The sequence below is a fragment of the Nioella sp. MMSF_3534 genome, from assembly GCF_030732985.1.
Classification (GTDB): Bacteria; Pseudomonadota; Alphaproteobacteria; order Rhodobacterales; family Rhodobacteraceae; genus Nioella.
In genome coordinates, this window is sequence record NZ_JASHJX010000035.1 from 1 (window position 1) to 19,533 (window position 19,533).

28 protein-coding genes are annotated in these 19,533 nt (G+C 63.3%); 12 read left to right on the plus strand and 16 right to left on the minus strand.

Going from position 1 to position 19,533, the window contains the following annotated elements; genetic code table 11:
• The first annotated feature begins 128 nt into the window (after window positions 1-128).
• Window positions 129-1,436, plus strand: a complete 1,308-nt coding sequence (locus RBB16_RS14475) for an FAD-dependent oxidoreductase (protein WP_306046844.1) — start codon at window positions 129-131, stop codon at window positions 1,434-1,436.
• On the opposite strand, the gene trmD is transcribed toward RBB16_RS14475, so the two are convergent.
• Complete coding sequence (gene trmD / locus RBB16_RS14480) at window positions 1,433-2,245, minus strand: tRNA (guanosine(37)-N1)-methyltransferase TrmD (protein ID WP_306046845.1); 813 nt, start codon at window positions 2,243-2,245, stop codon at window positions 1,433-1,435. The two genes, RBB16_RS14475 and trmD, sit on opposite strands and share 4 nt — an antisense overlap.
• A gap of 147 nt (window positions 2,246-2,392) precedes the next feature.
• Between trmD and RBB16_RS14485 the strand changes: the two genes are divergently transcribed.
• A complete protein-coding gene (locus RBB16_RS14485) occupies window positions 2,393-3,133 on the plus strand; it encodes a 3D domain-containing protein (RefSeq protein ID WP_306046846.1) in 741 nt (246 codons plus the stop codon).
• A 3-nt stretch (window positions 3,134-3,136) separates the two neighbouring features.
• Here RBB16_RS14485 and rimM read toward each other — a convergent pair whose 3' ends face one another.
• The 11 genes from rimM to RBB16_RS14540 all read right to left on the minus strand — a co-directional run bounded on the left by rimM (window position 3,137) and on the right by RBB16_RS14540 (window position 9,698).
• Window positions 3,137-3,649, minus strand: a complete 513-nt coding sequence (rimM, locus tag RBB16_RS14490; protein WP_306046847.1) for a ribosome maturation factor RimM — start codon at window positions 3,647-3,649, stop codon at window positions 3,137-3,139.
• Entirely contained in the window at window positions 3,642-3,836 is a 195-nt protein-coding gene (locus tag RBB16_RS14495; RefSeq protein WP_071691249.1) for a hypothetical protein, read from the minus strand. Before RBB16_RS14495 ends, rimM begins: the two co-directional genes overlap by 8 nt.
• A 10-nt stretch (window positions 3,837-3,846) precedes the next feature.
• Window positions 3,847-4,476 carry a 5,6-dimethylbenzimidazole synthase gene (bluB, locus tag RBB16_RS14500; RefSeq protein ID WP_306046848.1) on the minus strand — a complete coding sequence of 210 codons (630 nt, stop codon included), beginning with the start codon at window positions 4,474-4,476 and terminating at the stop codon, window positions 3,847-3,849.
• 5 nt (window positions 4,477-4,481) lie between these two features.
• A complete protein-coding gene (gene rpsP, locus RBB16_RS14505; RefSeq protein WP_306046849.1) occupies window positions 4,482-4,874 on the minus strand; it encodes a 30S ribosomal protein S16 in 393 nt (130 codons plus the stop codon).
• 39 nt (window positions 4,875-4,913) lie between these two features.
• Window positions 4,914-5,210 carry a chorismate mutase gene (locus RBB16_RS14510; protein ID WP_306046850.1) on the minus strand — a complete coding sequence of 99 codons (297 nt, stop codon included), beginning with the start codon at window positions 5,208-5,210 and terminating at the stop codon, window positions 4,914-4,916.
• On the minus strand, window positions 5,207-5,791 hold the full coding sequence (locus RBB16_RS14515; protein WP_306046851.1) for a GNAT family N-acetyltransferase: 585 nt from the start codon (window positions 5,789-5,791) through the stop codon (window positions 5,207-5,209). The genes RBB16_RS14510 and RBB16_RS14515 overlap by 4 nt, the downstream gene beginning before the upstream one ends.
• Window positions 5,788-6,339 (minus strand): GNAT family N-acetyltransferase, encoded by a 552-nt coding sequence (locus RBB16_RS14520; RefSeq protein ID WP_306046852.1) that lies wholly within the window; start codon window positions 6,337-6,339, stop codon window positions 5,788-5,790. The genes RBB16_RS14515 and RBB16_RS14520 overlap by 4 nt, the downstream gene beginning before the upstream one ends.
• Window positions 6,336-7,853, minus strand: coding sequence for a signal recognition particle protein (ffh, locus tag RBB16_RS14525; protein ID WP_306046853.1), 1,518 nt, complete (start codon window positions 7,851-7,853; stop codon window positions 6,336-6,338). The genes RBB16_RS14520 and ffh overlap by 4 nt, the downstream gene beginning before the upstream one ends.
• Before the next feature lie 180 nt (window positions 7,854-8,033).
• A complete protein-coding gene (locus RBB16_RS14530) occupies window positions 8,034-8,534 on the minus strand; it encodes a hypothetical protein (protein ID WP_306046854.1) in 501 nt (166 codons plus the stop codon).
• Between the two features lie 3 nt (window positions 8,535-8,537).
• Complete coding sequence (locus RBB16_RS14535) at window positions 8,538-9,026, minus strand: hypothetical protein (RefSeq protein WP_306046855.1); 489 nt, start codon at window positions 9,024-9,026, stop codon at window positions 8,538-8,540.
• Between the two features lie 84 nt (window positions 9,027-9,110).
• Complete coding sequence (locus RBB16_RS14540; protein WP_306046856.1) at window positions 9,111-9,698, minus strand: FMN-dependent NADH-azoreductase; 588 nt, start codon at window positions 9,696-9,698, stop codon at window positions 9,111-9,113.
• Between the two features lie 219 nt (window positions 9,699-9,917).
• On the opposite strand from RBB16_RS14540, the gene RBB16_RS14545 reads away from it, so the two are divergent.
• The 3 genes from RBB16_RS14545 (at window position 9,918) to RBB16_RS14555 (ending at window position 12,251) form a co-directional block, all read left to right on the plus strand.
• Window positions 9,918-10,808: a LysR family transcriptional regulator gene (locus RBB16_RS14545; protein ID WP_306046857.1), complete on the plus strand. Its 891-nt coding sequence runs from the start codon at window positions 9,918-9,920 to the stop codon at window positions 10,806-10,808.
• 1 nt (window position 10,809) lies between these two features.
• Window positions 10,810-11,691, plus strand: a complete 882-nt coding sequence (locus tag RBB16_RS14550) for a DMT family transporter (protein ID WP_306046858.1) — start codon at window positions 10,810-10,812, stop codon at window positions 11,689-11,691.
• 71 nt (window positions 11,692-11,762) lie between these two features.
• Complete coding sequence (locus RBB16_RS14555; protein ID WP_306046859.1) at window positions 11,763-12,251, plus strand: ClbS/DfsB family four-helix bundle protein; 489 nt, start codon at window positions 11,763-11,765, stop codon at window positions 12,249-12,251.
• Here the strand turns inward: RBB16_RS14555 and RBB16_RS14560 are convergent.
• Window positions 12,248-12,580, minus strand: a complete 333-nt coding sequence (locus RBB16_RS14560; RefSeq protein WP_306046881.1) for a metalloregulator ArsR/SmtB family transcription factor — start codon at window positions 12,578-12,580, stop codon at window positions 12,248-12,250. The genes RBB16_RS14555 and RBB16_RS14560 overlap by 4 nt on opposite strands.
• Window positions 12,581-12,822: 242 nt before the next feature.
• Here RBB16_RS14560 and RBB16_RS14565 point away from each other — a divergent pair, with 242 nt between their 5' ends.
• The 7 genes from RBB16_RS14565 to RBB16_RS14595 all read left to right on the plus strand — a co-directional run bounded on the left by RBB16_RS14565 (window position 12,823) and on the right by RBB16_RS14595 (window position 17,119).
• Window positions 12,823-13,155 carry an AtpZ/AtpI family protein gene (locus RBB16_RS14565; protein ID WP_306046860.1) on the plus strand — a complete coding sequence of 111 codons (333 nt, stop codon included), beginning with the start codon at window positions 12,823-12,825 and terminating at the stop codon, window positions 13,153-13,155.
• A 132-nt stretch (window positions 13,156-13,287) separates the two neighbouring features.
• On the plus strand, window positions 13,288-14,007 hold the full coding sequence (locus tag RBB16_RS14570; RefSeq protein ID WP_281249841.1) for a F0F1 ATP synthase subunit A: 720 nt from the start codon (window positions 13,288-13,290) through the stop codon (window positions 14,005-14,007).
• A 56-nt stretch (window positions 14,008-14,063) separates the two neighbouring features.
• Window positions 14,064-14,288 carry a F0F1 ATP synthase subunit C gene (locus tag RBB16_RS14575; protein WP_071691233.1) on the plus strand — a complete coding sequence of 75 codons (225 nt, stop codon included), beginning with the start codon at window positions 14,064-14,066 and terminating at the stop codon, window positions 14,286-14,288.
• An 83-nt stretch (window positions 14,289-14,371) separates the two neighbouring features.
• The gene (locus tag RBB16_RS14580; protein WP_071691232.1) at window positions 14,372-14,899 is read left to right on the plus strand and encodes a F0F1 ATP synthase subunit B'; all 528 of its coding nucleotides are present in this window, start codon (window positions 14,372-14,374) and stop codon (window positions 14,897-14,899) included.
• Window positions 14,896-15,459, plus strand: coding sequence for a F0F1 ATP synthase subunit B (locus RBB16_RS14585; RefSeq protein WP_306046882.1), 564 nt, complete (start codon window positions 14,896-14,898; stop codon window positions 15,457-15,459). Before RBB16_RS14580 ends, RBB16_RS14585 begins: the two co-directional genes overlap by 4 nt.
• Before the next feature lie 228 nt (window positions 15,460-15,687).
• Entirely contained in the window at window positions 15,688-16,032 is a 345-nt protein-coding gene (locus tag RBB16_RS14590; protein WP_306046861.1) for a hypothetical protein, read from the plus strand.
• A gap of 67 nt (window positions 16,033-16,099) precedes the next feature.
• A complete protein-coding gene (locus RBB16_RS14595) occupies window positions 16,100-17,119 on the plus strand; it encodes a zinc-binding dehydrogenase (protein WP_306046862.1) in 1,020 nt (339 codons plus the stop codon).
• Window positions 17,120-17,163: 44 nt separating this feature from the next.
• Here the strand turns inward: RBB16_RS14595 and RBB16_RS14600 are convergent, their stop codons facing one another.
• The 3 genes from RBB16_RS14600 to RBB16_RS14610 form a co-directional block, all read right to left on the minus strand.
• Complete coding sequence (locus tag RBB16_RS14600; protein ID WP_306046863.1) at window positions 17,164-17,739, minus strand: hypothetical protein; 576 nt, start codon at window positions 17,737-17,739, stop codon at window positions 17,164-17,166.
• Window positions 17,740-17,802: 63 nt separating this feature from the next.
• Window positions 17,803-18,792 (minus strand): P1 family peptidase, encoded by a 990-nt coding sequence (locus RBB16_RS14605; protein ID WP_306046864.1) that lies wholly within the window; start codon window positions 18,790-18,792, stop codon window positions 17,803-17,805.
• Window positions 18,792-19,532: an SDR family oxidoreductase gene (locus RBB16_RS14610; protein ID WP_306046865.1), complete on the minus strand. Its 741-nt coding sequence runs from the start codon at window positions 19,530-19,532 to the stop codon at window positions 18,792-18,794. The genes RBB16_RS14605 and RBB16_RS14610 overlap by 1 nt, the downstream gene beginning before the upstream one ends.
• Window position 19,533: the final 1 nt, after the last annotated feature.

Consider the following 19,533-nt stretch of genomic DNA (forward strand, 5'->3'; position numbering starts at 1 on the left):
GGGAAGGGGGGGCGGATCAAGCCCCGAGTTGCTGGATGTGTCGCAAACGGGCCAGCCAGAGCAGTGGCCTGACCATAGCCTTCCCGAAAGCACCCCATCAGACATGACCGGAACAGGAGATTCCTCGAATGACAGAGCCGACACACAGCCCCGATCTGCTGGTGGTGGGGGGCGGCACCGCCGGGTTTGGCGCAGCGGTTGCCGGGGCGCGGCAGGGGGCGTCTGTGTGCCTGATCGAAGCCGGTGCCAAACTGGGCGGCGTCATGGCCTTTTGCCCCGGTATGCCATGGGGCGGCGGTTTTCCTTGTGACGTGTCGATCGGGGGCCTCTTCGACGAGCTGACGGACAGGCTGGCCGCGATGGACCCGCCCGCCGCCGAAAAGCGCTATTCGACGCTGGAAAACTTCGGGGCGGAGGTGATCTATGACCCTGACATGGCGCAGATCGAGATGTTCGCCATGCTGGAGGAGGCAGGCGTTCATCTGCACCTGAACACGCTGGCCGAGGCCCCGGTGATGGACGGCAACCGGATTGCCGCTGTCCGCGCGATGGACCGGCATGGGCCGCTGACCTTCCGTCCCCGAATGGTGGTCGATGCCTCTGGCGATGGCCATGTCGCGGCACAGGCGGGGGTCCCTTTCGATCTGGGCGACGCCAGCGGCAAGATGATGGGCGTGACGCTGTCCTTCCTGATGGTGAACGCGCCCTGGGATCAGGTCTTTGCCGAGGGCGACCCCTATTTCACGCGCTTCGCAGAAAAAGGCGTGGCCGAGGGGCGGCTGCACCCGGACCTCGCGCAGCTTTACATGATGAAGGGGTTTCACCCCGGTACGGTCTTCTGCAACTCGGTCATCATCCGCAATGTGGACGGCACCGACCCGGCCTCGGTCGCGCGCGCGACGCAGGAAGGCCGCCGCCGGGTGGCGCATCTGGTGGCGTTTCTGCGAACCGATGTGCCGGGGTTCGAACGTGCCTGGATGACGGCGCTTGGCCCCACCGTGGGTGTGCGTGAAACCCGCAAGCTGCATGGGATGCACCGGCTGACGGGGGCAGAGGTCGCGGCAGGCACAAAGTTCCCCGACGGGATCGTGGCCTGTTCCAACCCGGTCGATGACGTGATGCGCGGGGACGGTGGCGCGATGACCCATGACGCGGCATTGGAGGAGGGGTTCTATACGCTGCCCTTCCGCGCACTGGTGCCCGAACGGGTGGAAAACCTGATGTTCGCGGGCCGCAACGTGTCCGCCGACCCGGTGGCCTTCGCCTCGATCCGGGGGATGCCGCAATGCATGGCAATGGGGCAGGCCGTGGGCAACGCTGCGGCGCTGGCGCTGGCGGGCAGCGCCCCGGTTCAGGCGCTGGACCCGGCCCGTGTGGTCGCGGCCATGCAGGCGCAGGGGCTGCGCGGGCTGGCGGGGCAGGGGCTGCGGGATTAACCCTGGTTCTTGCGGGCCTGATAGGCGGACCACAGGTCCGGGCGCCGTTCCCGCGTCAGGGCCTCGGACTGCGCCTTGCGCCACGCTTCGATCTTGCCGTGATGGCCAGAGAGCAGAACCTCGGGGATTTCCCGGCCTTCCCAGATGGCGGGCTTGGTGTATTGCGGGTGTTCCAAGAGCCCGTCAGAGAAGCTTTCCTCCTCGGTCGAGGCCTGGTTGCCCAGAACATTGGGAATCAGCCGCACGGTGGCGTCGATGACGGTCTGCGCCGCGATCTCTCCGCCCGTCAGCACGAAATCCCCGATCGAAATCTCTTCCATCCCGAAATGGTCGATGACCCGCTGATCCACCCCTTCAAACCGCCCGCAAAGCAGGGTCATCCCCTCGGCCTGGGAAAAGCGTTGCGCGTCGGCCTGGGTGAAGGGCTTGCCACGGGGGCTGAGGTACACACGCGGCCAGCGGGCGGGATCGTTCGGCGTGCCGTTGGAGGCCATCCGCATTGCCCGCCCCAGAACATCGGGCCGCATCACCAGCCCGGCCCCGCCGCCGGCAGGCGTGTCATCGACGTTGCGATGCTTGCCCACCCCAAAGATGCGCAGGTCAATCGGCTCCAGCGCCCACAACCCCTGTTGCAGCGCCTTGCCGGTCAGGGATGCGCCCAGAACACCCGGAAAGACCTCGGGGAACAGCGTCAGCACCTTGGCCGTCCACGCGCCCTTCAGGCGGGGCGTGGGCGTCATCAGGTCCCGGGGCTTCAGGCTCGCGCTGATCGACAGGCGGCCATGGGATTTGGAGGGTGCATCGGACATGGGCCAAGGGGTTACAAGCAAGCGTGGCGCGATACAATAGAGGCTGTTACGGGCAAGGCTTGCCCGGCCACGCCCTGAAAAGCTTGATTTTTCGGCCAGAATGCTAGGGTATAGGGCAGTTTTTGAACAAACGGATTTCTGACGGCCATGTTCTCTCGTCTTCTGCGCCGCCTGCTTGTGTGCGGTTTCGGTCTTGGCGTCGCGGGTTGCGGCGCTCAGCATGCCCCGCCGCCGGACGGCACCCCAATCACGGTCTGGGCCACGGTCTATCGCCTGGTGGACGGCCGCACGGATGGCGGCGGCATCCCGATCCGCAGCATGGGCGGCAGGGTGATTGGCCCCACAGTCGCGCGAGCTGACTGGTGTGCGGGGGCACTGGCGGGCAGCCTGCGGGTGGGGGGCGAGGTTTTCAACTTTGCAGGCGTCACCGGATCGCCGCAGGCCAATTGCAGCCATGGACCAAGCGAGCGTGTACGCTGGCAACGCTCACCGCACCCCTACGGCACAGGGGCCCGCAGCAACCCGCTTCACCCGTTTCGCACCATCGCCTGCGATCTGGGATGGGTTGGCGGGTCCACCCCGTGGGTGAATGGCGGCTACCCGGAATTCGGTCAGCGCATCTATATCCCTGCGGCTGACGGAGTGGAGTTGCCCGATGGAACCGTGCATGACGGCATCTTTGTCTGCGAGGATACGGGCGGCGCGGTGACCGGCAACCATATCGACGTGTTTCTTGGCCCCATGTCCGGCCCGATGAGCCGGGTCATTGCCCGCAACCCGTTCGATTTCGTCAGCCATGGAGACCACGCCGAGGTGCAGGCCTTCCTTCTGCCGATGGAAACGGACCCGCAGCCGCAACCCTGCCGAGGCCTGTTCTGTCCGCGATAGCGATCAGTCTTCGTCGAACAGCCCCTCGGGCGGGTCCACCACGATCCGGCCTGCAGTCAGGTCGACGGTTGGCACGATGGCCTGTGTGAAGGGCACCAGAACCGTGCCGGACTTGCCCTTCTGGCGGACCTCCAGCAAATCGCCCGCGCCATGGTTCATCACCGCATGAACCTGCCCCAGATCGGCCCCGCCGGTATCGACAACGGTCAGGCCGATCAGGTCGGCATGGTAGAATTCATCATCGGGCAGGGCAGGCAGGGCCTCGCGCGGGGCATAGAGGCGGACGCCCTTCAGTGCGTCGGCCTCTTCCTTGGTCTTTACACCCGACAGGCGCACCGCGAAGCCGCCCTTTACGGGGCGGGTGATGGTCACCTTGAACTCGCGTGAGCCTTTTTCGTCCGACAGGGGGCCGTAGTCGCCAAGCGCCGAGGGTTCGGCGCAGAAGCTTTTGACCCGTGCTTCTCCCCGGACTCCGTAGGAACCGGTGATCGCGGCCAAGCAAACTCTGTCAGACATGGTGAACCTCCAAGGCGGGAAGATAGGCGTCAACGGGCGGCAATTCCACGTAAATCGCAACCCAGAACAGGAAGATGAAAGCGGCGGCCACGAGGATCAGGATCACGCCGACGAGTTTCGCAGGGCCATCGCCCATGATCAGCAGGTAAAGCCCCAGTATCGCGAAGGCGATCGGCAGAAGGATCATCGGCAATACCTCAGCGGATCAGCAGGTCCAGCGTGCTGTCGCGCTGCTCCCATCCGAGCCGTTCCAGTTCCGGGGTTTCGCCATCTTCTTCCGGCAGGCCGACGCACAGATAGGCGACAAGCGCCCAATCCTCGGGCACCTCCAAATCGCGCGTCAGTCTTTCGTCATCCAGGATCGAGACCCACCCGACGCCAAGCCCCCGTGCCCGCGCCGCCAGCCAGAACAGCATCAGCGCCGACACGACGGAATAGCGCAGCATCTCGGGCATGGTCTGGCGTCCCAGACCCGCGCCCTTTGTGGTCGCTTCGTCAGAGAAGGCGGCCAGCTGAACCGGGGCCTCGCGCATGCCCGACAGTTTCAGCCCGGCATAGCGTTCGGCTTTGTCGCCGCTGTAGCCCGCCAACGCCTGCGCATTGGCAGCCTCGAAATTCTCGACGGCAAGCGCCCGCTTTTCGGCACTGTCCACCCGGACCAGCCGCCACGGTTCCGACAGCCCGACCGAGGGCGCAAGTGAAAAGGCGCCGAGGGCTTCCGCCAACAGCGCCTCGTCCACCGGATCGGGACGGAAGCGGCGCACATCGCGCCGCCACCGCATCAGATCCGTCAGATCGTCTTGAAAGCCGCGAGAAAACGCGCGCATTCCGATTACTCTTCGGAAGCGGCTTCTTCTTCGGCCGGGGCAGCAGCAGCTTCGGCAGCTTCAGCGGCCTTGGCGGCTTTCTCTTCTGCGCGCTCCAGGGCTTTCTTGCCGGGGGCACCCTTCTTCAGGTTGGCACGCTCTTTCTTCTCGACGACGCCAGCGGCTTCGAGGAAGCGGGACACGCGGTCGGTCGGCTGCGCGCCTTCACCCAGCCAGTACTGCACGCGCTCCATGTTCATCTGAACGCGGTCTTCGCTGTCCTTGGGCAGCAGCGGGTTGTAGGTGCCGAGCTTCTCGATGTAGCGGCCATCGCGCGGCATGCGGCTGTCGGATGCCACGATGCGGTAGAAGGGGCGCTTCTTGGAGCCGCCGCGGGCGAGCCGGATTTTCATAGCCATTGTGAGTGTCTCCTTTGAATGGCGGTCGAGGCCGGGGCCTCAGGATTGGTGCTGTTTGTGGTGCTGAATCACTTCAGCGATGATGAAGTTCAGGAACTTCTTGGCGAATTCGGGGTCGAGATCGGCCTCTTTCGCCAGATCCTCCAGCCGCGCGATCTGTTTGGCTTCGCGGGCCGGGTCGGAGGGGGGCAGGTCGTGGGTGGCCTTCAGCCGGCCCACGGCCTGCGTGTGCTTGAACCGCTCGCCAAGCGTATAGACAAGGATCGCGTCCAGCCGGTCGATGGACTCGCGATGCCCTTTCAGGATCTCGGCGGCGCGGGCGGTGTCGTCGCTCATTGCAGGGTCTCCTCTGCGCAGTGGCGGAATACTTGGATGGCGTTTCCATGGGCCGCTTCGGCGGCGGCATCGCGGGTCGCGCCAAGCCGTTCGGCCAGCCGAATTGACCGGGTGTTGTCATGGTCGATGGTGCTGACCAGCGTTTTCAGCCCGAGCGTGTCGAAGGCATGGGCACGGGCGGCGCGGGCGGCCTCCTGCGCGTAGCCGTGGCCTTCCGCTTCGGGCAGGAACAGATAGCCCAGTTCCGGTTCATGGTCGCCCGGTTCGAACCCCAGAAGGACGAAGCCGATGGTGTCGCCTGTGTCGCGGGTCTCAACCGTCCAGACGCCATGCCCGCGCAACAGCCAGCAGGCCACCATCTGCGCAAAGTCGAGCCAGAGCGCATCGCGGTCGGTGTTGTCGTCCACCAGATACTGACCCCGGTCACTTTCACCGATGGCAGCATAAGTCTCGAAATCCTCGATCCGGGGGGCGCGCAGCACCAGCCGTTCGGTGTCCAGCACCGGCAAGGTGGCCTGCAGCGACGTGGCGAATGCAGCGGCGGGGCCGGTTGCGGGAATCTCGTGCGGGGCGCGGATCATTGCAGCGCCTCCGGTGCGGGGTGGCGGAAGACCAGTATGACCTCGCCTTCCTCAGCTTCGGGTGCCTTGGCGTTTGCATCCACTTCGCATCCCATACGTTCCGCAAGGGCGATGGACCGTGTGTTGCGGCTGTCGATATAGGACACCGCCGTCGGCCAGCCGAGATCTTGATAGGCAAACCGACGCGCCTCTTTCGCGGCTTCAAGGGCAAAGCCCTTGCCCTCGGCATCAGCATTCCAGACCGTCCAGCCGAGTTCCTGTTCCGGCCAGTCGATCGGATGCCAGGGGCCGGTCATCCCGATAGGTGTCTCGGGGTCTGATCTGAGCGCGAAGACAAAGCTGCCATAGCCGCGCAGCATCCACATACCCGCCACATGCGCGAAGGCGCGCCATGCCTTTGCGGGATCGGCGATCATCGGGCCACCGATGAATTCGGCCCGGCTGCTTGCCGTGAAGTCGCACCAATGCTGCACATCCCCCATGCGCGGGGCGCGCAGGACGAGACGCTCGGTTTCGAGCGTGGGGATATGCGGCAGGGCTGTGGTCACTTCTTCTTTCCGAAGCCTGACAGGCCGGGGGGCAGCGGGGCACCGCCGAGGCCGGGCATATTGCCCGAACCGGGCGCGCCAAGCTGCTTTGCGGCCTGTTCCAGTGCCGCCTGATCCATGCCGCCTGCACCGGGGCCGCCGGGCATTCCGGGCATGCCGCCGCCCTTGCCAAAGAGCGCGCCGAGACCGCCGCGCATCATTCCCTTTTTGCCCATCTTGCCAAGCTTCTTCATCGCGTCTGACATCTGCCGGTGCATCTTCAGCAGCTTGTTCAGTTCGGCCACATCCTGCCCGGCCCCTGCCGCGATCCGCTTTTTGCGGCTGGCCTGCAGCAACCCGGGATTGGCACGCTCGCGCTTGGTCATGGAATTGATCAGAGCGATTTGCCGCTTGATAACCTTGTCGTCGAACCCGGCATCCTCGACCTGCTTGGCCATCTTCTTCATGCCCGGCATCATCGACATCATGCCTTCCATGCCGCCCATCTTGAGCATCTGTTCCAGCTGGCCCTTCAGGTCGTTCATGTTGAACATACCCTTCTGGAAGCGCTTCATCATGCGCTCGGCCTGTTCGGCCTCCAGCGTTTCCTGGGCTTTCTCGACCAGGGCCACGATGTCGCCCATGCCGAGGATGCGGCCGGCGATCCGCTCGGGCTCAAACGTTTCCAGCGCATCCATCTTTTCGCCGAGACCGACAAAGCGGATGGGCTTGCCGGTGATCGCCCGCATCGAGAGCGCCGCACCACCGCGCCCGTCACCGTCCATCCGGGTCAGGCAGACGCCGGTCACGCCGATCTTGTCGTCAAATTCCTTCGCGACATTCACCGCGTCCTGACCGGTCAGGCCATCGACCACCAGCAGCGTTTCGCGGGGGGTCGCGATGTCGCGCACTTCCTGTGCCTGCTGGATCAGTTCTGCGTCGATATGCAGACGACCGGCGGTGTCCAGCATGTAGACGTCATAGCCACCTAAGCTGGCCTGCGTCTTGGCGCGCTTGGCGATTTGTTGCGCGGTCTCGCCCTTCACGATCGGCAGGGTGTCCACACCGATCTGCACACCCAGAATGGCCAGCTGTTCCATAGCCGCCGGGCGGTTGGTATCGAGCGAGGCCATCAGCACCTTCTTGCCTTCACGTTCCTTCAAACGCTTGGCAAGCTTGGCGGTGGTGGTGGTTTTACCGGACCCCTGAAGGCCCACCATCAGGATCGGGGCGGGCGGATTGTCGATCTTCAGCGCGCCGGGGTCGCCCTCGCCCCTCAGGGTCTCGATCAGCTCGTCATGGACGATCTTGATGACCTGCTGGCCGGGGGTGACCGACTTGGTGACCGCCGCGCCTGTAGCTTTCTTTTCGACCGATTTGATGAAGTTGCGCGCCACCGGCAGCGAAACGTCCGCTTCCAGCAACGCCACCCGCACCTCGCGCATCGCGGTGCGAACGTCATCCTCGGACAGGGCACCCTGCTTGGTCAGGCGGTCGAAGACACCAGACAGGCGTTCGGACAGATTTTCGAACATGGGCGCGGCCCCTTTTCATCTACTTCGGTTGCCATCCCAGATAAGGGACAGCGAGGAATGCACCAACACCCCCGTGGGCGAAACTCGCTGACGGGGGGCGATCCTGAAAACAGACTCAGGACCGGAAAGCTGGCACTTCCCGGATATCAGGCGCCCGTTTACGTCGGGGTCAGGGGTGAGTCAAGCGTCAGCCGCTGCCGCTTCGGTTCCCAGCCAGTCGGTGCAGCGTTCCGCTACTCGTTCCGCGGCACGTTGGCCCGGCATCAGGAAGCCGATTGCGTAGTGGCCTGACCCCTCGAAAGGGCGGATGACGACCCGGTACACCGTGGATTTCCCGCTTTCCACGCGAATTTCGCGTTCCTTGACAATGACAGAGTGAACGGCGGACAGCGGCATTGTTTCGGTCTTTCGCCGAAGGGCGAGCTTGCGGGTGTACACCACGTGGTCGGCTTCACGATCAAAGACCAGACGGTGCCAGCTGTTGCGGGCGAGAAAGGCGATGACCAATACGAAGGCAGCCAGCCCGTAGCCCAGATAGGCCAGCCAGGGGATCTCGCCCCACAGGTGAAACGGCACAGCAGCGGCCAGGATCAGAAGGGCAATGAATATGTAGATGAGAGAAAGCTCTCCATCCTTCTCGCTGAGCACCAGTCGCTGGTTATTCGTCTCCTGTATCTCCATCCATCAATCCTCGCAGATCGCGTGCAATCGGGTGATGTCACCGCCCAACATGTCCGAGCTGTCGGGCGCATGCAGCTGGAAGGACCGGCGCAGGGTCAGGCTGTCCCATTCCTCCTGCGTGATCGGGGGGCGTTCATGGGGCCAACTGCCCGGATCGCCATAAAGCGTGATCGCCATGGGCCCGCGAAAATCCTGCCCGACAAAGGTCAGCCCCTCCACATCGAGCGCATAGAGCCCAACAAGGTCTGCGGCGACGGTGCGGCTGGTGGTGATCAGGGTCCAGAGCCTGCCGGTGATATGACCATCAAGCCCCATGGTGCCGGTGGCCAGATGCGCCGTTGCCCCGCCCTCCTGCCGGAAGCTGCGCAGGGTTTCAAACTCGGCGGTTCCATTCAGGTCTGTACCGGGCGGATAGGGGCCGATGCCATGGGTGATATGCACCGAAAATGTCATGGTGCAGGTCAGGGCCATGGCCGGAAAGGGCAATGCCATCAACAGGATCGCAAGGCGAAACATAAGGGCAGGTTAGCACGGGGCGCTGGAAAATGGGAGCTTTCCTGCGCCCCGTCGGAAACCTCAGGCGGCGACGGGCAGAGCGTCGATCTGGCTATGGGCCGCGTTCAAGGTGGCGTCCACGTCCAGCGCCAGCCTGTCGGCGGTGACAAAGGTCACATCCGTGATGCCGATGAAGCCCAGGACATGACGGATATAGCCGGTGGCAAAGTCGATCTCGGACCCGGCCTCGGTTCCGCCAGAGGCAACGGCGACGATGGCGCGCTTGCCGGTCATCAGGCCCTCGGGGCCGGCTTCGGAATAGCGAAAGGTCACGCCTGCGCGGGCCACCAGGTCGACCCATGCTTTCAACGTGGCAGGGACACCGAAATTGTAGATCGGCAGGCCAATGACCAGCGTGTCGGCGTCTTTCAACTCGGCAATCAGCTCATCCGAAAGCGCGAGAGTTTCACGCTGCTCGGGGCTGCGGTCCGCCTCGGGTGTGAAATTGGCACCGACCCAGGTCTCGTCGATCAGGGGCAGGCCACGGGCCAGATCGCGGGTGGTGACGGTCGCCTCGGGGAAGCGGGCGATGATACGGTCGCTCAGGTCGCGGCTGACAGAGCCGTCGCGGCGGGCGGAAGCGTCGATGCGGAGGATGGAATGGGTCATGGGATACTGTCCTTGGATGTCTTGGGTTGCGTCTAGGCTTCGAATTAATCACCCTGTGACCGCACAAAACGCAGATATCAAAACAGCCTCTGTGCGATTTTGTGAAGCGTCGCGGTCAAACGCTTTCAAAGCCTCCGCAGCTTTTCCCTTGCTCCGATGAACAGAGTTGGCATGATGACTACGGAAGCGTGAAGTGATGCACAGACAGGACAAAAGCCGATGTCATTCATCGATTGGGACGAGATCCGCACGGCGTATCAGGTGGCGCGCATGGGCACGGTCAGCGGTGCCGCCGAGGTGTTGGGGGTGCATCATGCCACTGTGATCCGCCATATCGACTCGCTGGAAGCGCGGCTTGGGGCGAAACTGTTCCAGCGCCATGCGCGGGGCTACACGCCGACAGAAGCCGGGCAGGATCTGTTGTCCGTCGGGGGGCGTGCTGACGACCAGTTCACGCAGCTGGCCAGCCGCATCAAGGGACGCGGCAACGAGGTCACGGGCGAATTGCTGATCACGTCGCTCAACGTCATCGCGCCTTTGATCGTTCCGGCGCTTGGAGAGTTTCAGGAACAGCACCCGGACCTTCAGATCCAGTTCCTCACCGACATGCGGCTCTACCGGCTGGAATATGGCGAGGCGCATGTGGCGATCCGGGCCGGAAAGCCGGGCGACAATCAGGACAACATCGTGCAGCCCTATTGCACCCTGTCGACGGTGCTATGTGCCACGAAAGACTATCTGGACCGCTTCGGCCCGCTGACCGAAGACAATATCACTCAGCACCGCTTCATCGGTTCGGCGCAGGAAAACCCCCGCGCGCCCTTCCTGCGTTGGCTGTCCGAGGTGGTGCCCGAGGAGTGCATCCGCTTCCGCTGCAACGATACCGACAGCATGCGGCAGGCGGTGATGTCGGGCATGGGGATCGGCTTCGTGTCCAGCCTCGATCTGCAAACCGATGACAACCTGGTTGAGATGCTGCCGCCGCTGGAGGAATGGTCGGTCAAGCTGTGGCTGGTGACCCATATGGATCTGCATCGGACGGCGAAGGTTCAGACGGTGCTGCGGTTCCTCAAGGAAAAAGTCGCCGACTGGCCCGTGGACCCGGCCTGACATGACCGGCGGATACCGCGGCCATCTGGCGATGCTGGCCTTTTCGGCGTTGGTGGCCGGGTCATTCTCGCTTGGCTCGATGACGGCCAATCATATCGACCCGGCGGCCTTCAACGCGGTGCGCTTCCTGTGCGGGGCTGTGGTTGTGTCGCTGATCGTGCAGGCGCGTGGTGGCTTTCGGCGCACGCATTTCCATGCCCCGTGGCGCTACCTTGTCCTTGGCGGCCTGTTCGGTGCGTATTTCGTGCTGATGTTCGAGGGGCTGAAAACGGCCCCCCCGGTATCCGCCGCAGCGGTCTTTACCCTGACACCGATCATGACGGCGGGCTTCGGATTCCTGCTGCTCAGCCAGGTCATGACAGGACGCATGGCCTTGGCGCTGGCCATCGGTGGGGCTGGCGCGCTGTGGGTGATCTTCCGGGCGGACCTGTCGGCGTTGCTGGCCTTCGAGATCGGGCGCGGCGAGGTGGTCTATTTTATCGGCTGTATCGCCCACGCGATCTACACGCCTATGGTTCGGATGCTGAACCGGGGCGAGCCCGCGCCGGTTTCAACCTTTGGCACCATGTTGGGCGGCGCCTTCGTGCTGTTCCTGTGGGGTGGGGGCGAGGTGCTGGCGACCGATTGGGCGGCGCTGCCCGGCATTGTCTGGATCACGCTGGCCTATACGGCGGTCTTTGCCACGGCGGTCACCGTGGTGTTGCTGCAATTCGCATCGATGCAACTGCCGGCTTCCAAGGTCATGGCCTATACCTACCTGACACCCACATGGGTGATCGGGTGGGAATACTTCCTCGGCAATGGGTTGCCCACGGTCTACGTCCTTGGCGGCGTGGCTCTGACGGTGCTGGCACTGCTTCTCCTGCTCAAGAACGACGGCTGAGTTTGCGCCGGATCAAGGTGAAGATCGGTTCGAAGGTATAGTCACGCGGCAAACGAGTGAGGAGAGTATTCATGCCTGCTGCCACGAACCGCGCCGACCTTCTGGCTGTTGCCGAGAAGGAGTTCAACAAGCTGCAAACCCTGATCTCCGACATCCCCGACGACCTTGCGAACCGGGGCTTCGAGGATGAGTGGAGCATCCGCGACGTCATCCTGCACCGGTCGCACTGGATCGGATTGTTCTTTCAGTGGCTGGAGGAGGGTGAAGCGGCCCAGATGCCCGACCATGGGGTGAAGTGGAATCAGCTCAAACCCTATAATGCCGGGCTGCGGGACAAATACGCAGATGTGTCGTGGCAAGAGGCGAGGGAGCGTCTGGAGGACGGGCACGCGCGCCTGATGGCCTATCTGAACACGCAGGATGATGCAGCGCTTTACGGCGGGCAGATGCCGGGGGGAACCGGCTGGACCACGGGGCGATATGCCGAAGCGGCGGGGCCGAGCCACTACCGGTCTGCGGCCAAGTTCATTCGATCCTGCCTGCGGGCTGCAAAAGCCTAGTCGGGACTGTCGCCAAGCTCCTGCGCGAGGAAGGCCTCGAACGCATCCAGATTGACCGGCTCGAACTGCCCGAACCCCTGCATCCAGACCGAGGCCCCCTTAAGGGCGTCGGGTTCCAGCTTGCACCATTTGACCCGACCGCGCTTTTCCTGACTGATCAGGCCCGCCCCCGCGAGGATCGTCAGGTGCTTGGAAATCGCAGCCAAGGACATCTCGAACGGCTCGGCCACATCGGTCACGGCCATGTCATCCTCCAGCAACATTGTCAGGATGCGGCGGCGGGTGGGGTCGGCAAGGGCCGAGAAGACGGTGTCGAGATCGGGTGTCATTGCGCGCATATCCCTGCCCTGACGGGCATCGTCAACCATTTGGTTTAATATACTGTCAACCGATCGGTTGAATATCGGATTCCTGCAAAGCCGGTTGATCGGGGCAGGGTCGCCATTGTCGCACTATCAAAATATGCAGACTATTCAATGACATATAGCAAATGAATCTTGGCAAACTTCGCGTTGACTCTGTGGGGTGCTCTGCCTAGGTTCCGCCCGAACCTCTGAAGGGGGCGTTTTCCATGTCCGACGGGCCCGATCCCGACCGCTTGCAAGACTTCGAACAGCGGCTGGAACGACTGAAAGCCGGACAGCAGGATGCGCGACCCCATACCGAGGAACACTATTCCATGGCGCAACATGCCTGGCGGATGGTGATAGAGCTTGTGGCCGGTCTGGGGATCGGTTTTGCCATGGGCTACGGACTTGATGCGCTGTTTGGCAGCGCGCCGTGGTTGATGGTGGTGTTTACATTGCTGGGCTTCGTGGCCGGGGTGAAGACGATGATCCGCTCCGCCCACGAGATCCAGAAGGAAAACGAAGCGGCCGCAGCCGCGCGCGATGAGAGGGAATGAGACGTGTCCGAAGACGCACAAGAACAGACCCACGGTGAGGAAGCGGTCGTCGAGCACGGCGCCGAGGCTGCTCACGGAACCGAGGCAGCCCATGGCGCGGATGCGGCACATGGGGCTGAAGGTGGGCTTCAGATCCACCCGATGGATCAGTTCATTGTCGAGCCGCTGTTCGGCGACGGCCCGATTTCCTTCTACACCATCACCAATGTGACCCTGTGGATGATGCTGGCCATTGTCGGCGTGTTCGTCCTGATGGTGCTGGGGTCTCGTGGCCGCGCCATCGTACCCTCGCGCGCTCAGTCCGTTGCGGAACTGACCTACGGCTTCATCCGCAAGATGGTGGAAGACGTGGCCGGCAAGGACGCCCTGGCCTTCTTCCCCTATATCATGACGCTGTTCCTGTTCATCGTGATGGCCAACTTCCTCGGCCTGATCCCGACCAGCTTCACCACCACCTCGCATATCGCTGTCACAGCGGTTCTGGCTATGGCGGTGTTCCTGACCGTAACCGTCGTGGGCTTCGTCAAGAACGGTGCCGGGTTCCTGGGGCTCTTCTGGGTCTCGTCCGCGCCGCTGCCTCTGCGCCCGATCCTGGCGATCATCGAGCTGATCTCTTACTTCGTCCGCCCGGTCAGCCACTCCATTCGTCTTGCCGGTAACGTCATGGCAGGCCACGCGGTGATCAAGGTGTTCGCGGGCTTTGCTGGTGTCCTCGGCGTCGGGGCCATTGCCCCGGTGGTGGCGATTACGGCGGTCTATGGGCTGGAGGTTCTGGTGGCCTTCATCCAGGCATACGTCTTCACGATCCTGACCTGCGTCTACCTGCGCGATGCCCTGCATCCGTCGCACTGACCGCACGTCTTAAGAAACACACATATCGAAAACTTCCAATCGTAAGGAGAAATCACATGGAAGGCGATCTCGCACACATCGGCGCTGGCCTCGCAGCAATCGGTTCCGGCGCAGCCGCAATCGGTGTGGGTCACGTGGCAGGCAATTTCCTGTCCGGCGCACTGCGCAACCCGTCGGCAGCAGCCGGCCAGACCGCAACGCTCTTCATCGGCATCGCATTCGCAGAAGCACTGGGGATCTTCGCATTCCTCGTCGCTCTGCTGCTGATGTTCGCCGTCTAAGCCTTTCGCGAACCATCCTTACGGCCGGACCGTTTGCCATGCGTGCGAGCGGTCCGGTGTAACCAGGTTCCTCGGAGGACAAGATGGCCGTTGACGCAACAGAGGGCGCTGCTTCCGCACCCGGAATGCCGCAGCTCGACTTTTCTACTTTCCCGAACCAGATCTTCTGGCTCGTGATCACCATCGTGGTGATCTACCTGATCCTGTCTCGCGTCGCTCTGCCCCGGATCGGGGCTGTTCTGGCCGAGCGTCAGGGAACCATAACGAATGATATCGCCGCTGCCGAAGACCTGAAGCGTCAGGCCGCCGCCGCCGAAGAAGCCTATAACAAGGCCCTCGCCGACGCCCGCGCCGAAGCCCAGGCCATCGCAGCCGAAACCCGCGCCGAAATCATGGCCGACCTTGCGGATGCAACCGCCAAGGCCGATGCCGAGATTTCCGCAAAGGCCGCGGAATCCGCCGCACGGATCGACGAGATCCGCGCCGGTGCACTGGAAGCCGTGGACGCGGTTGCCCGCGACACCGCAGCCGAGATCGTGGCCACGCTGGCACCGACCGCATCCGACGATGCGTCGATCGCCGCCGCCGTCACCGCACGTGTGAAAGGATAAGGGACATGAAACGCCTTGCAGTTCTTTTCGCACTGATCGGCTCGCCCGCTTTCGCGGCGTCGGGTCCGTTCTTCTCGCTGTTCAACACCGACTTCGTGGTGCTGATCTCGTTCCTCGTGTTCATCGGGGTCCTGGTTTACTTCAAGGTGCCCGGCATCCTGATGGGTCTTCTGGATCAGCGCGCCGAAGGCATCCGCAACGAGCTGGACGAAGCCCGCGCTCTGCGTGAAGAGGCTCAGACGATCCTCGCCTCTTACGAGCGCAAGCAGCGTGAAGTGGCCGAACAGTCCGAGCGCATCGTCGCCCAGGCCCGCGAGGAAGCCCAGATTGCAGCCGAGCAGGCAAAGGCCGACCTGAAAGCCTCCATCGCGCGCCGTCTGACCGCTGCCGAGGATCAGATCGCCTCTGCCGAGGCCGGTGCCGTCCGTGAAGTGCGCGACCGGGCTATCAGCATCGCCGTGGCCGCCGCCGCGGAAGTGATTGCCGCCAAGACCAGCGCCGCAGATCAGAACAAGCTGATCGACGGTGCTATCGAAGAGGTTTCGGCCCGCCTGCACTAAACGCGCGCCACCGACCGAACAAAAAAGCCCCCGGCCTTAGGTCGGGGGCCTTTCTTTGTCCGCTTGGGAGGCACAGCTCTTTGAAGCTGATTTTTTATCCACAAAGTTAGTTGCGCAAACAAGGTTTCGTGTAGGGTACATTGGAGTAGCAGGCTTTTAAACCTGCTTCGAACCTAGACTAAGACCGAATGCGCAAGAGCTACATGATTGATGCTGAGGAGTATTACAGTGAGTGATGCAAAGAGAATTGCGGACGAACGACTTGCTAAAGGTGAAATATCTATCTCTGAGCATTCTCAGTTGATCGCTGCAATTGGCTCCGGGCAGGAAACGCCCTCTGCTTCCAAATCAAGCAATGCGAGCGCTAGCGAAGAAGACCCTTCTGATCCCATCGTTATCAAGCGAAACATTGCAAAAATCCTCATGACGATTGGAGGATTCGGGTTGTTTGCCACAACTTGGGCAACAGCCGAAACCGGTGGCCTAAACTCCCTTGGTGAGACGATAATGCCGCTTTCTGGCATAGCACTTGGGATAGGCATCTTCATGTATCTCGGCAATCGCCGCAGATAGAGTCTTCAGAGTAGATTTTGTATTCCGACCGAGTGCTTCGCGATCGCTACTAAGATAAGTAAACCCAATGACCCTGCCCGACACGATGACCGCGCTTGTCCTGCGCGAAGACGGATATGCCAGCGGCGGCTCTGGTGACATGCCGACCGACCTGGCGCCCTTCGTGGAGCTGACCACGCTGGCGGTTCCTCAACCCAAAGAGGGACAGGCGCTGATCAAGGTCGCCCGTGCCGCAGTGAACCCCTCTGACCTGATGTTCGTGTCCGGTCAGTACGGCCAGCCGCGCAAAGCCGGGATGCCCGCCGGGTTCGAAGGCGTGGGCGAAGTCGTGGCGGGCGATACGCCGCTTCTGGGTCAGCGGGTCAGTTTCTTTGGCTTGGGCTGGGGCACCTGGGCGGAATATGCCATGGCCGACGCGCGCATGATGATCCCTCTGCGCCCGGATCTGCGGGATGAGGACGCGGCGGGCCTGATCGTCAACCCGATGACCGCGATGGCCATGTTCGACATCGTGCGGGCCGATGGGGCCGGGGCGTTCCTGTTCACCGCCGGTGGATCGCAGCTTGGCAAGTTCCTGATCGGACTGGCCAAGGATGCGGGCATCGCGGCCATCCCCGTGGTGCGCCGCACCGAGCAGGCCGAGGCGCTGAAGGCCCTTGGCGCTGCGGATGTGCTGGTCAGCACCGCCTCCGATTTTGCGGACAGGACCAAGGCGGTCATGGCTGAACATGGGCCCCGCATCCTGCTGGATGCCGTGGCCGATCAGGTGGCCGCTGACCTGTTCTTCGCCATGCCACGAGGCGCAAGGTGGGTCTGCTATGGCAGGCTGGCCACCACGCCGCCGCGCCTCGACCAGATGGGGCAGTTCATCTTCATGGGCAAACGGATCGAGGGATTCTGGCTGTCCAGTTGGATGCGCGAAACGCCCCCCGAGACGGTGGCAGCGATTGTGGGTGAGGTGCAGGCGCGGTTTGCAAGCGGGGCATGGCACACCGATGTGTCGGAGGTTCTGCCGCTGGCCGAGGCACTGGACCGCTTCCCCAAGGCGCTTGCCGCCAAGGATGCCAAGGTGCTGATTGCCCCCTGACCGGGGCGACGGCCCGACCGTCTTGGCCGGGCCATCCATCGGGACTACATCCCGAACATCATCATCTCGCGGAAGTCCATCTGTTCAAGATGCCGGACCATCACGTCCTCGTCGCCATCCTCGGCCTGCACAAGGATCCGGTTGCCGATCAGCGCCGACAGGTCCCCATCCTGGTTGAGGAAGCTCTGCCGGTTGATCCGCACGATCGGCCCCATGGCGGCCATCATCTGGGCGTTCCCCAGCATCGCGCCCATAGAGGTGACCATCGGATTGTCCGCCATCAGCGTGATCGTAAAGCAAGCCCCCGGCCCGCAATACTCGCCCCGCGCAATGGTGCCACCGCCGATAAAGCCCATGCCCTGGGCCGCATCCTCGTCAATGGTCATCGTCCAGCCATCGAGCGCCGCAGGCAGGAAGCCCTGCAACCCTTCGGCCACCAGCCCGTTCAGCAGTTGCTGTGCATAGGCCAGTTCCTCCAGTGCATATTGGATGTCGCCGGCACCATAAGCGTCCATGGCGGATTGCAGCGTGGCCATGACCTCATCCTCGTGCGAGTCCGCGAGGGCGGGCAGGGGGGATACGGCCAGTGTTACGGCGGCTGCGATTGCTGTCAGTCGCATGTGAAATCTCCGTGATCAATACAATGCGCGCAGCTTAGCGCGCCGAACCGGATTCACCAAGTCTCAGCCAAACTTCAACTGCCACGTCGGCAGCGGGTCGCCATCTGCGGGGGTCGCTTCATAGACGCCACGGGCAATGGCGCGCGACAGGCACAACGCAGCTGCATGTCCCAGATGCAGGGCGTCCCAGACCGGGTCAGCAAGCGGCCTTTCCCCCGTTGCAGCGGCAAAGACGAGATCCCCGTCCATCGGCGTGTGGCTGGGATAGATCGCACGGGCCATGCCGTCATGGGCGGCGGTTGCCATGCGGGTGGCCTGTGCCTGGGTTAGCGCGGCGTCGGTGGCGACGATGGCAATCGTGGTGGCCTGCCCAGGTCCGCCCTTGTGGCGCGGGGCTTGTCTGGCGTCAAAGCCGGGGGCCATCCCGCGCCCTCCGAATTCTTCTTCCATCTCGTAAGGCGCGGCCCAGAAATGCCCGCTGTCGCCAACGGTCACCTGACCGAGCGCATTCACCACCACGAGCGCCCCGACCGTATGGCCCGATGGCAGAACGACAGAAGCCGACCCAAGGCCACCCTTGAGATCGGCAATGATCGCCCCCGTTCCGGCCCCGGCGGTGCCAAGGGCGAATGTCCCCCCGGCAGCCATCGCCGCCTCGGCCCCGAGCCGTTTGTAGGGGTTATCGCGCCAATCCTTGTCGCCGCCATTGATCAGGTCGAACACGATTGCTCCCGGCACGATCGGCACCAGTTGATCGCCAACGGCAAACCCGCGTCCCTGACCCCGCAGCCAATCCGCCGCGCCGGATGCCGCATCCAGCCCGAAGGCCGAGCCGCCCGACAGCACCAGCGCATCGACATCCTGCACCGTCTTGTCGGGGGCCAGAAGGTCGGTTTCCCGCGTGCCGGGCGCGCCGCCCATCACATGCACGGCGGCGGTAAAGGGCCGGTCTGCCAGCAGTACGGTCGCGCCGGTCTTCACCCGGTGATCCTCCGCGTTGCCCACACGCAGGCCGGGCACATCGGTGATCAGGTTCAGGGGGCCAGGGCGCATCAGATGCAACGCCCCCCGTCCACTTCCATCGCCACGCCGGTCACCATGCTGGCCTCATCCGAGGCGAAATAGAGCGTCGCGTTGGCGATGTCCTCGGGCGTCGAGAACCGGCCGATTGGAATGGTCGAGATGAACTTGGCCCGTATCTCCGGCGTGTCCTCCCCCATGAAGCTTTTCAGAAGCGGCGTTTCGCCTGCGACGGGATTGACCGCGTTCACCCGGATGCCGAAGGGGGCCAGTTCCACCGCCATGGCCTTGGTCGCGGTGATCATCCAGCCTTTTGACGCGTTGTACCAGTTGAGGTTCGGACGCGGGCTGACCCCGGCGGTGGAGGCGATGTTCACGATGGCCCCGGCGCCCGCATCCTTCATATGCGGCACGATTTCCCGCGCCGTCAGGTAGACCGATTTGGCATTCACGGCCAGCACCCGGTCGAATTCCTCTTCCGTCACGGTTTCCAGCGGTTTCGGCAAATGGGTGATGCCGGCATTGTTGACCAGAATGTCGATGCGGCCCCAGGCATCCAGCGCGGCGCGCACCATTTCCCTGACGCTCTCGCCGTTGGAGACATCGGTGACTTGCGCGATGCCGCCGATCTCTGCCGCGACGGTTTCTGCCGCGTCGCCATTCAGGTCCACGACCATAACCTTCGCGCCCTCCGCCGCGAAACGCCGCGCGATCCCCGCGCCAAAGCCTGATCCCGCGCCGGTCACGATGGCGGTCTTGCCTTCCAGTCTCATC

Excerpts from the sequence above, each read along its gene's own strand:
- RBB16_RS14475 (WP_306046844.1), top strand. The coding sequence starts at position 129 with ATGACAGAGCCGACACACAGCCCCGATCTGCTGGTGGTGGGGGGCGGC.
- trmD (WP_306046845.1), bottom strand. The coding sequence starts at position 2,245 with ATGTCCGATGCACCCTCCAAATCCCATGGCCGCCTGTCGATCAGCGCG.
- RBB16_RS14485 (WP_306046846.1), top strand. The coding sequence starts at position 2,393 with ATGTTCTCTCGTCTTCTGCGCCGCCTGCTTGTGTGCGGTTTCGGTCTT.
- rimM (WP_306046847.1), bottom strand. The coding sequence starts at position 3,649 with ATGTCTGACAGAGTTTGCTTGGCCGCGATCACCGGTTCCTACGGAGTC.
- RBB16_RS14495 (WP_071691249.1), bottom strand. The coding sequence starts at position 3,836 with ATGATCCTTCTGCCGATCGCCTTCGCGATACTGGGGCTTTACCTGCTG.
- bluB (WP_306046848.1), bottom strand. The coding sequence starts at position 4,476 with ATGCGCGCGTTTTCTCGCGGCTTTCAAGACGATCTGACGGATCTGATG.
- rpsP (WP_306046849.1), bottom strand. The coding sequence starts at position 4,874 with ATGGCTATGAAAATCCGGCTCGCCCGCGGCGGCTCCAAGAAGCGCCCC.
- RBB16_RS14510 (WP_306046850.1), bottom strand. The coding sequence starts at position 5,210 with ATGAGCGACGACACCGCCCGCGCCGCCGAGATCCTGAAAGGGCATCGC.
- RBB16_RS14515 (WP_306046851.1), bottom strand. The coding sequence starts at position 5,791 with ATGATCCGCGCCCCGCACGAGATTCCCGCAACCGGCCCCGCCGCTGCA.
- ffh (WP_306046853.1), bottom strand. The coding sequence starts at position 7,853 with ATGTTCGAAAATCTGTCCGAACGCCTGTCTGGTGTCTTCGACCGCCTG.
- RBB16_RS14530 (WP_306046854.1), bottom strand. The coding sequence starts at position 8,534 with ATGGAGATACAGGAGACGAATAACCAGCGACTGGTGCTCAGCGAGAAG.
- RBB16_RS14535 (WP_306046855.1), bottom strand. The coding sequence starts at position 9,026 with ATGGCATTGCCCTTTCCGGCCATGGCCCTGACCTGCACCATGACATTT.
- RBB16_RS14540 (WP_306046856.1), bottom strand. The coding sequence starts at position 9,698 with ATGACCCATTCCATCCTCCGCATCGACGCTTCCGCCCGCCGCGACGGC.
- RBB16_RS14545 (WP_306046857.1), top strand. The coding sequence starts at position 9,918 with ATGTCATTCATCGATTGGGACGAGATCCGCACGGCGTATCAGGTGGCG.
- RBB16_RS14550 (WP_306046858.1), top strand. The coding sequence starts at position 10,810 with ATGACCGGCGGATACCGCGGCCATCTGGCGATGCTGGCCTTTTCGGCG.
- RBB16_RS14555 (WP_306046859.1), top strand. The coding sequence starts at position 11,763 with ATGCCTGCTGCCACGAACCGCGCCGACCTTCTGGCTGTTGCCGAGAAG.
- RBB16_RS14560 (WP_306046881.1), bottom strand. The coding sequence starts at position 12,580 with ATGACACCCGATCTCGACACCGTCTTCTCGGCCCTTGCCGACCCCACC.
- RBB16_RS14565 (WP_306046860.1), top strand. The coding sequence starts at position 12,823 with ATGTCCGACGGGCCCGATCCCGACCGCTTGCAAGACTTCGAACAGCGG.
- RBB16_RS14575 (WP_071691233.1), top strand. The coding sequence starts at position 14,064 with ATGGAAGGCGATCTCGCACACATCGGCGCTGGCCTCGCAGCAATCGGT.
- RBB16_RS14580 (WP_071691232.1), top strand. The coding sequence starts at position 14,372 with ATGGCCGTTGACGCAACAGAGGGCGCTGCTTCCGCACCCGGAATGCCG.
- RBB16_RS14595 (WP_306046862.1), top strand. The coding sequence starts at position 16,100 with ATGACCCTGCCCGACACGATGACCGCGCTTGTCCTGCGCGAAGACGGA.
- RBB16_RS14600 (WP_306046863.1), bottom strand. The coding sequence starts at position 17,739 with ATGCGACTGACAGCAATCGCAGCCGCCGTAACACTGGCCGTATCCCCC.
- RBB16_RS14605 (WP_306046864.1), bottom strand. The coding sequence starts at position 18,792 with ATGCGCCCTGGCCCCCTGAACCTGATCACCGATGTGCCCGGCCTGCGT.
- RBB16_RS14610 (WP_306046865.1), bottom strand. The coding sequence starts at position 19,532 with ATGAGACTGGAAGGCAAGACCGCCATCGTGACCGGCGCGGGATCAGGC.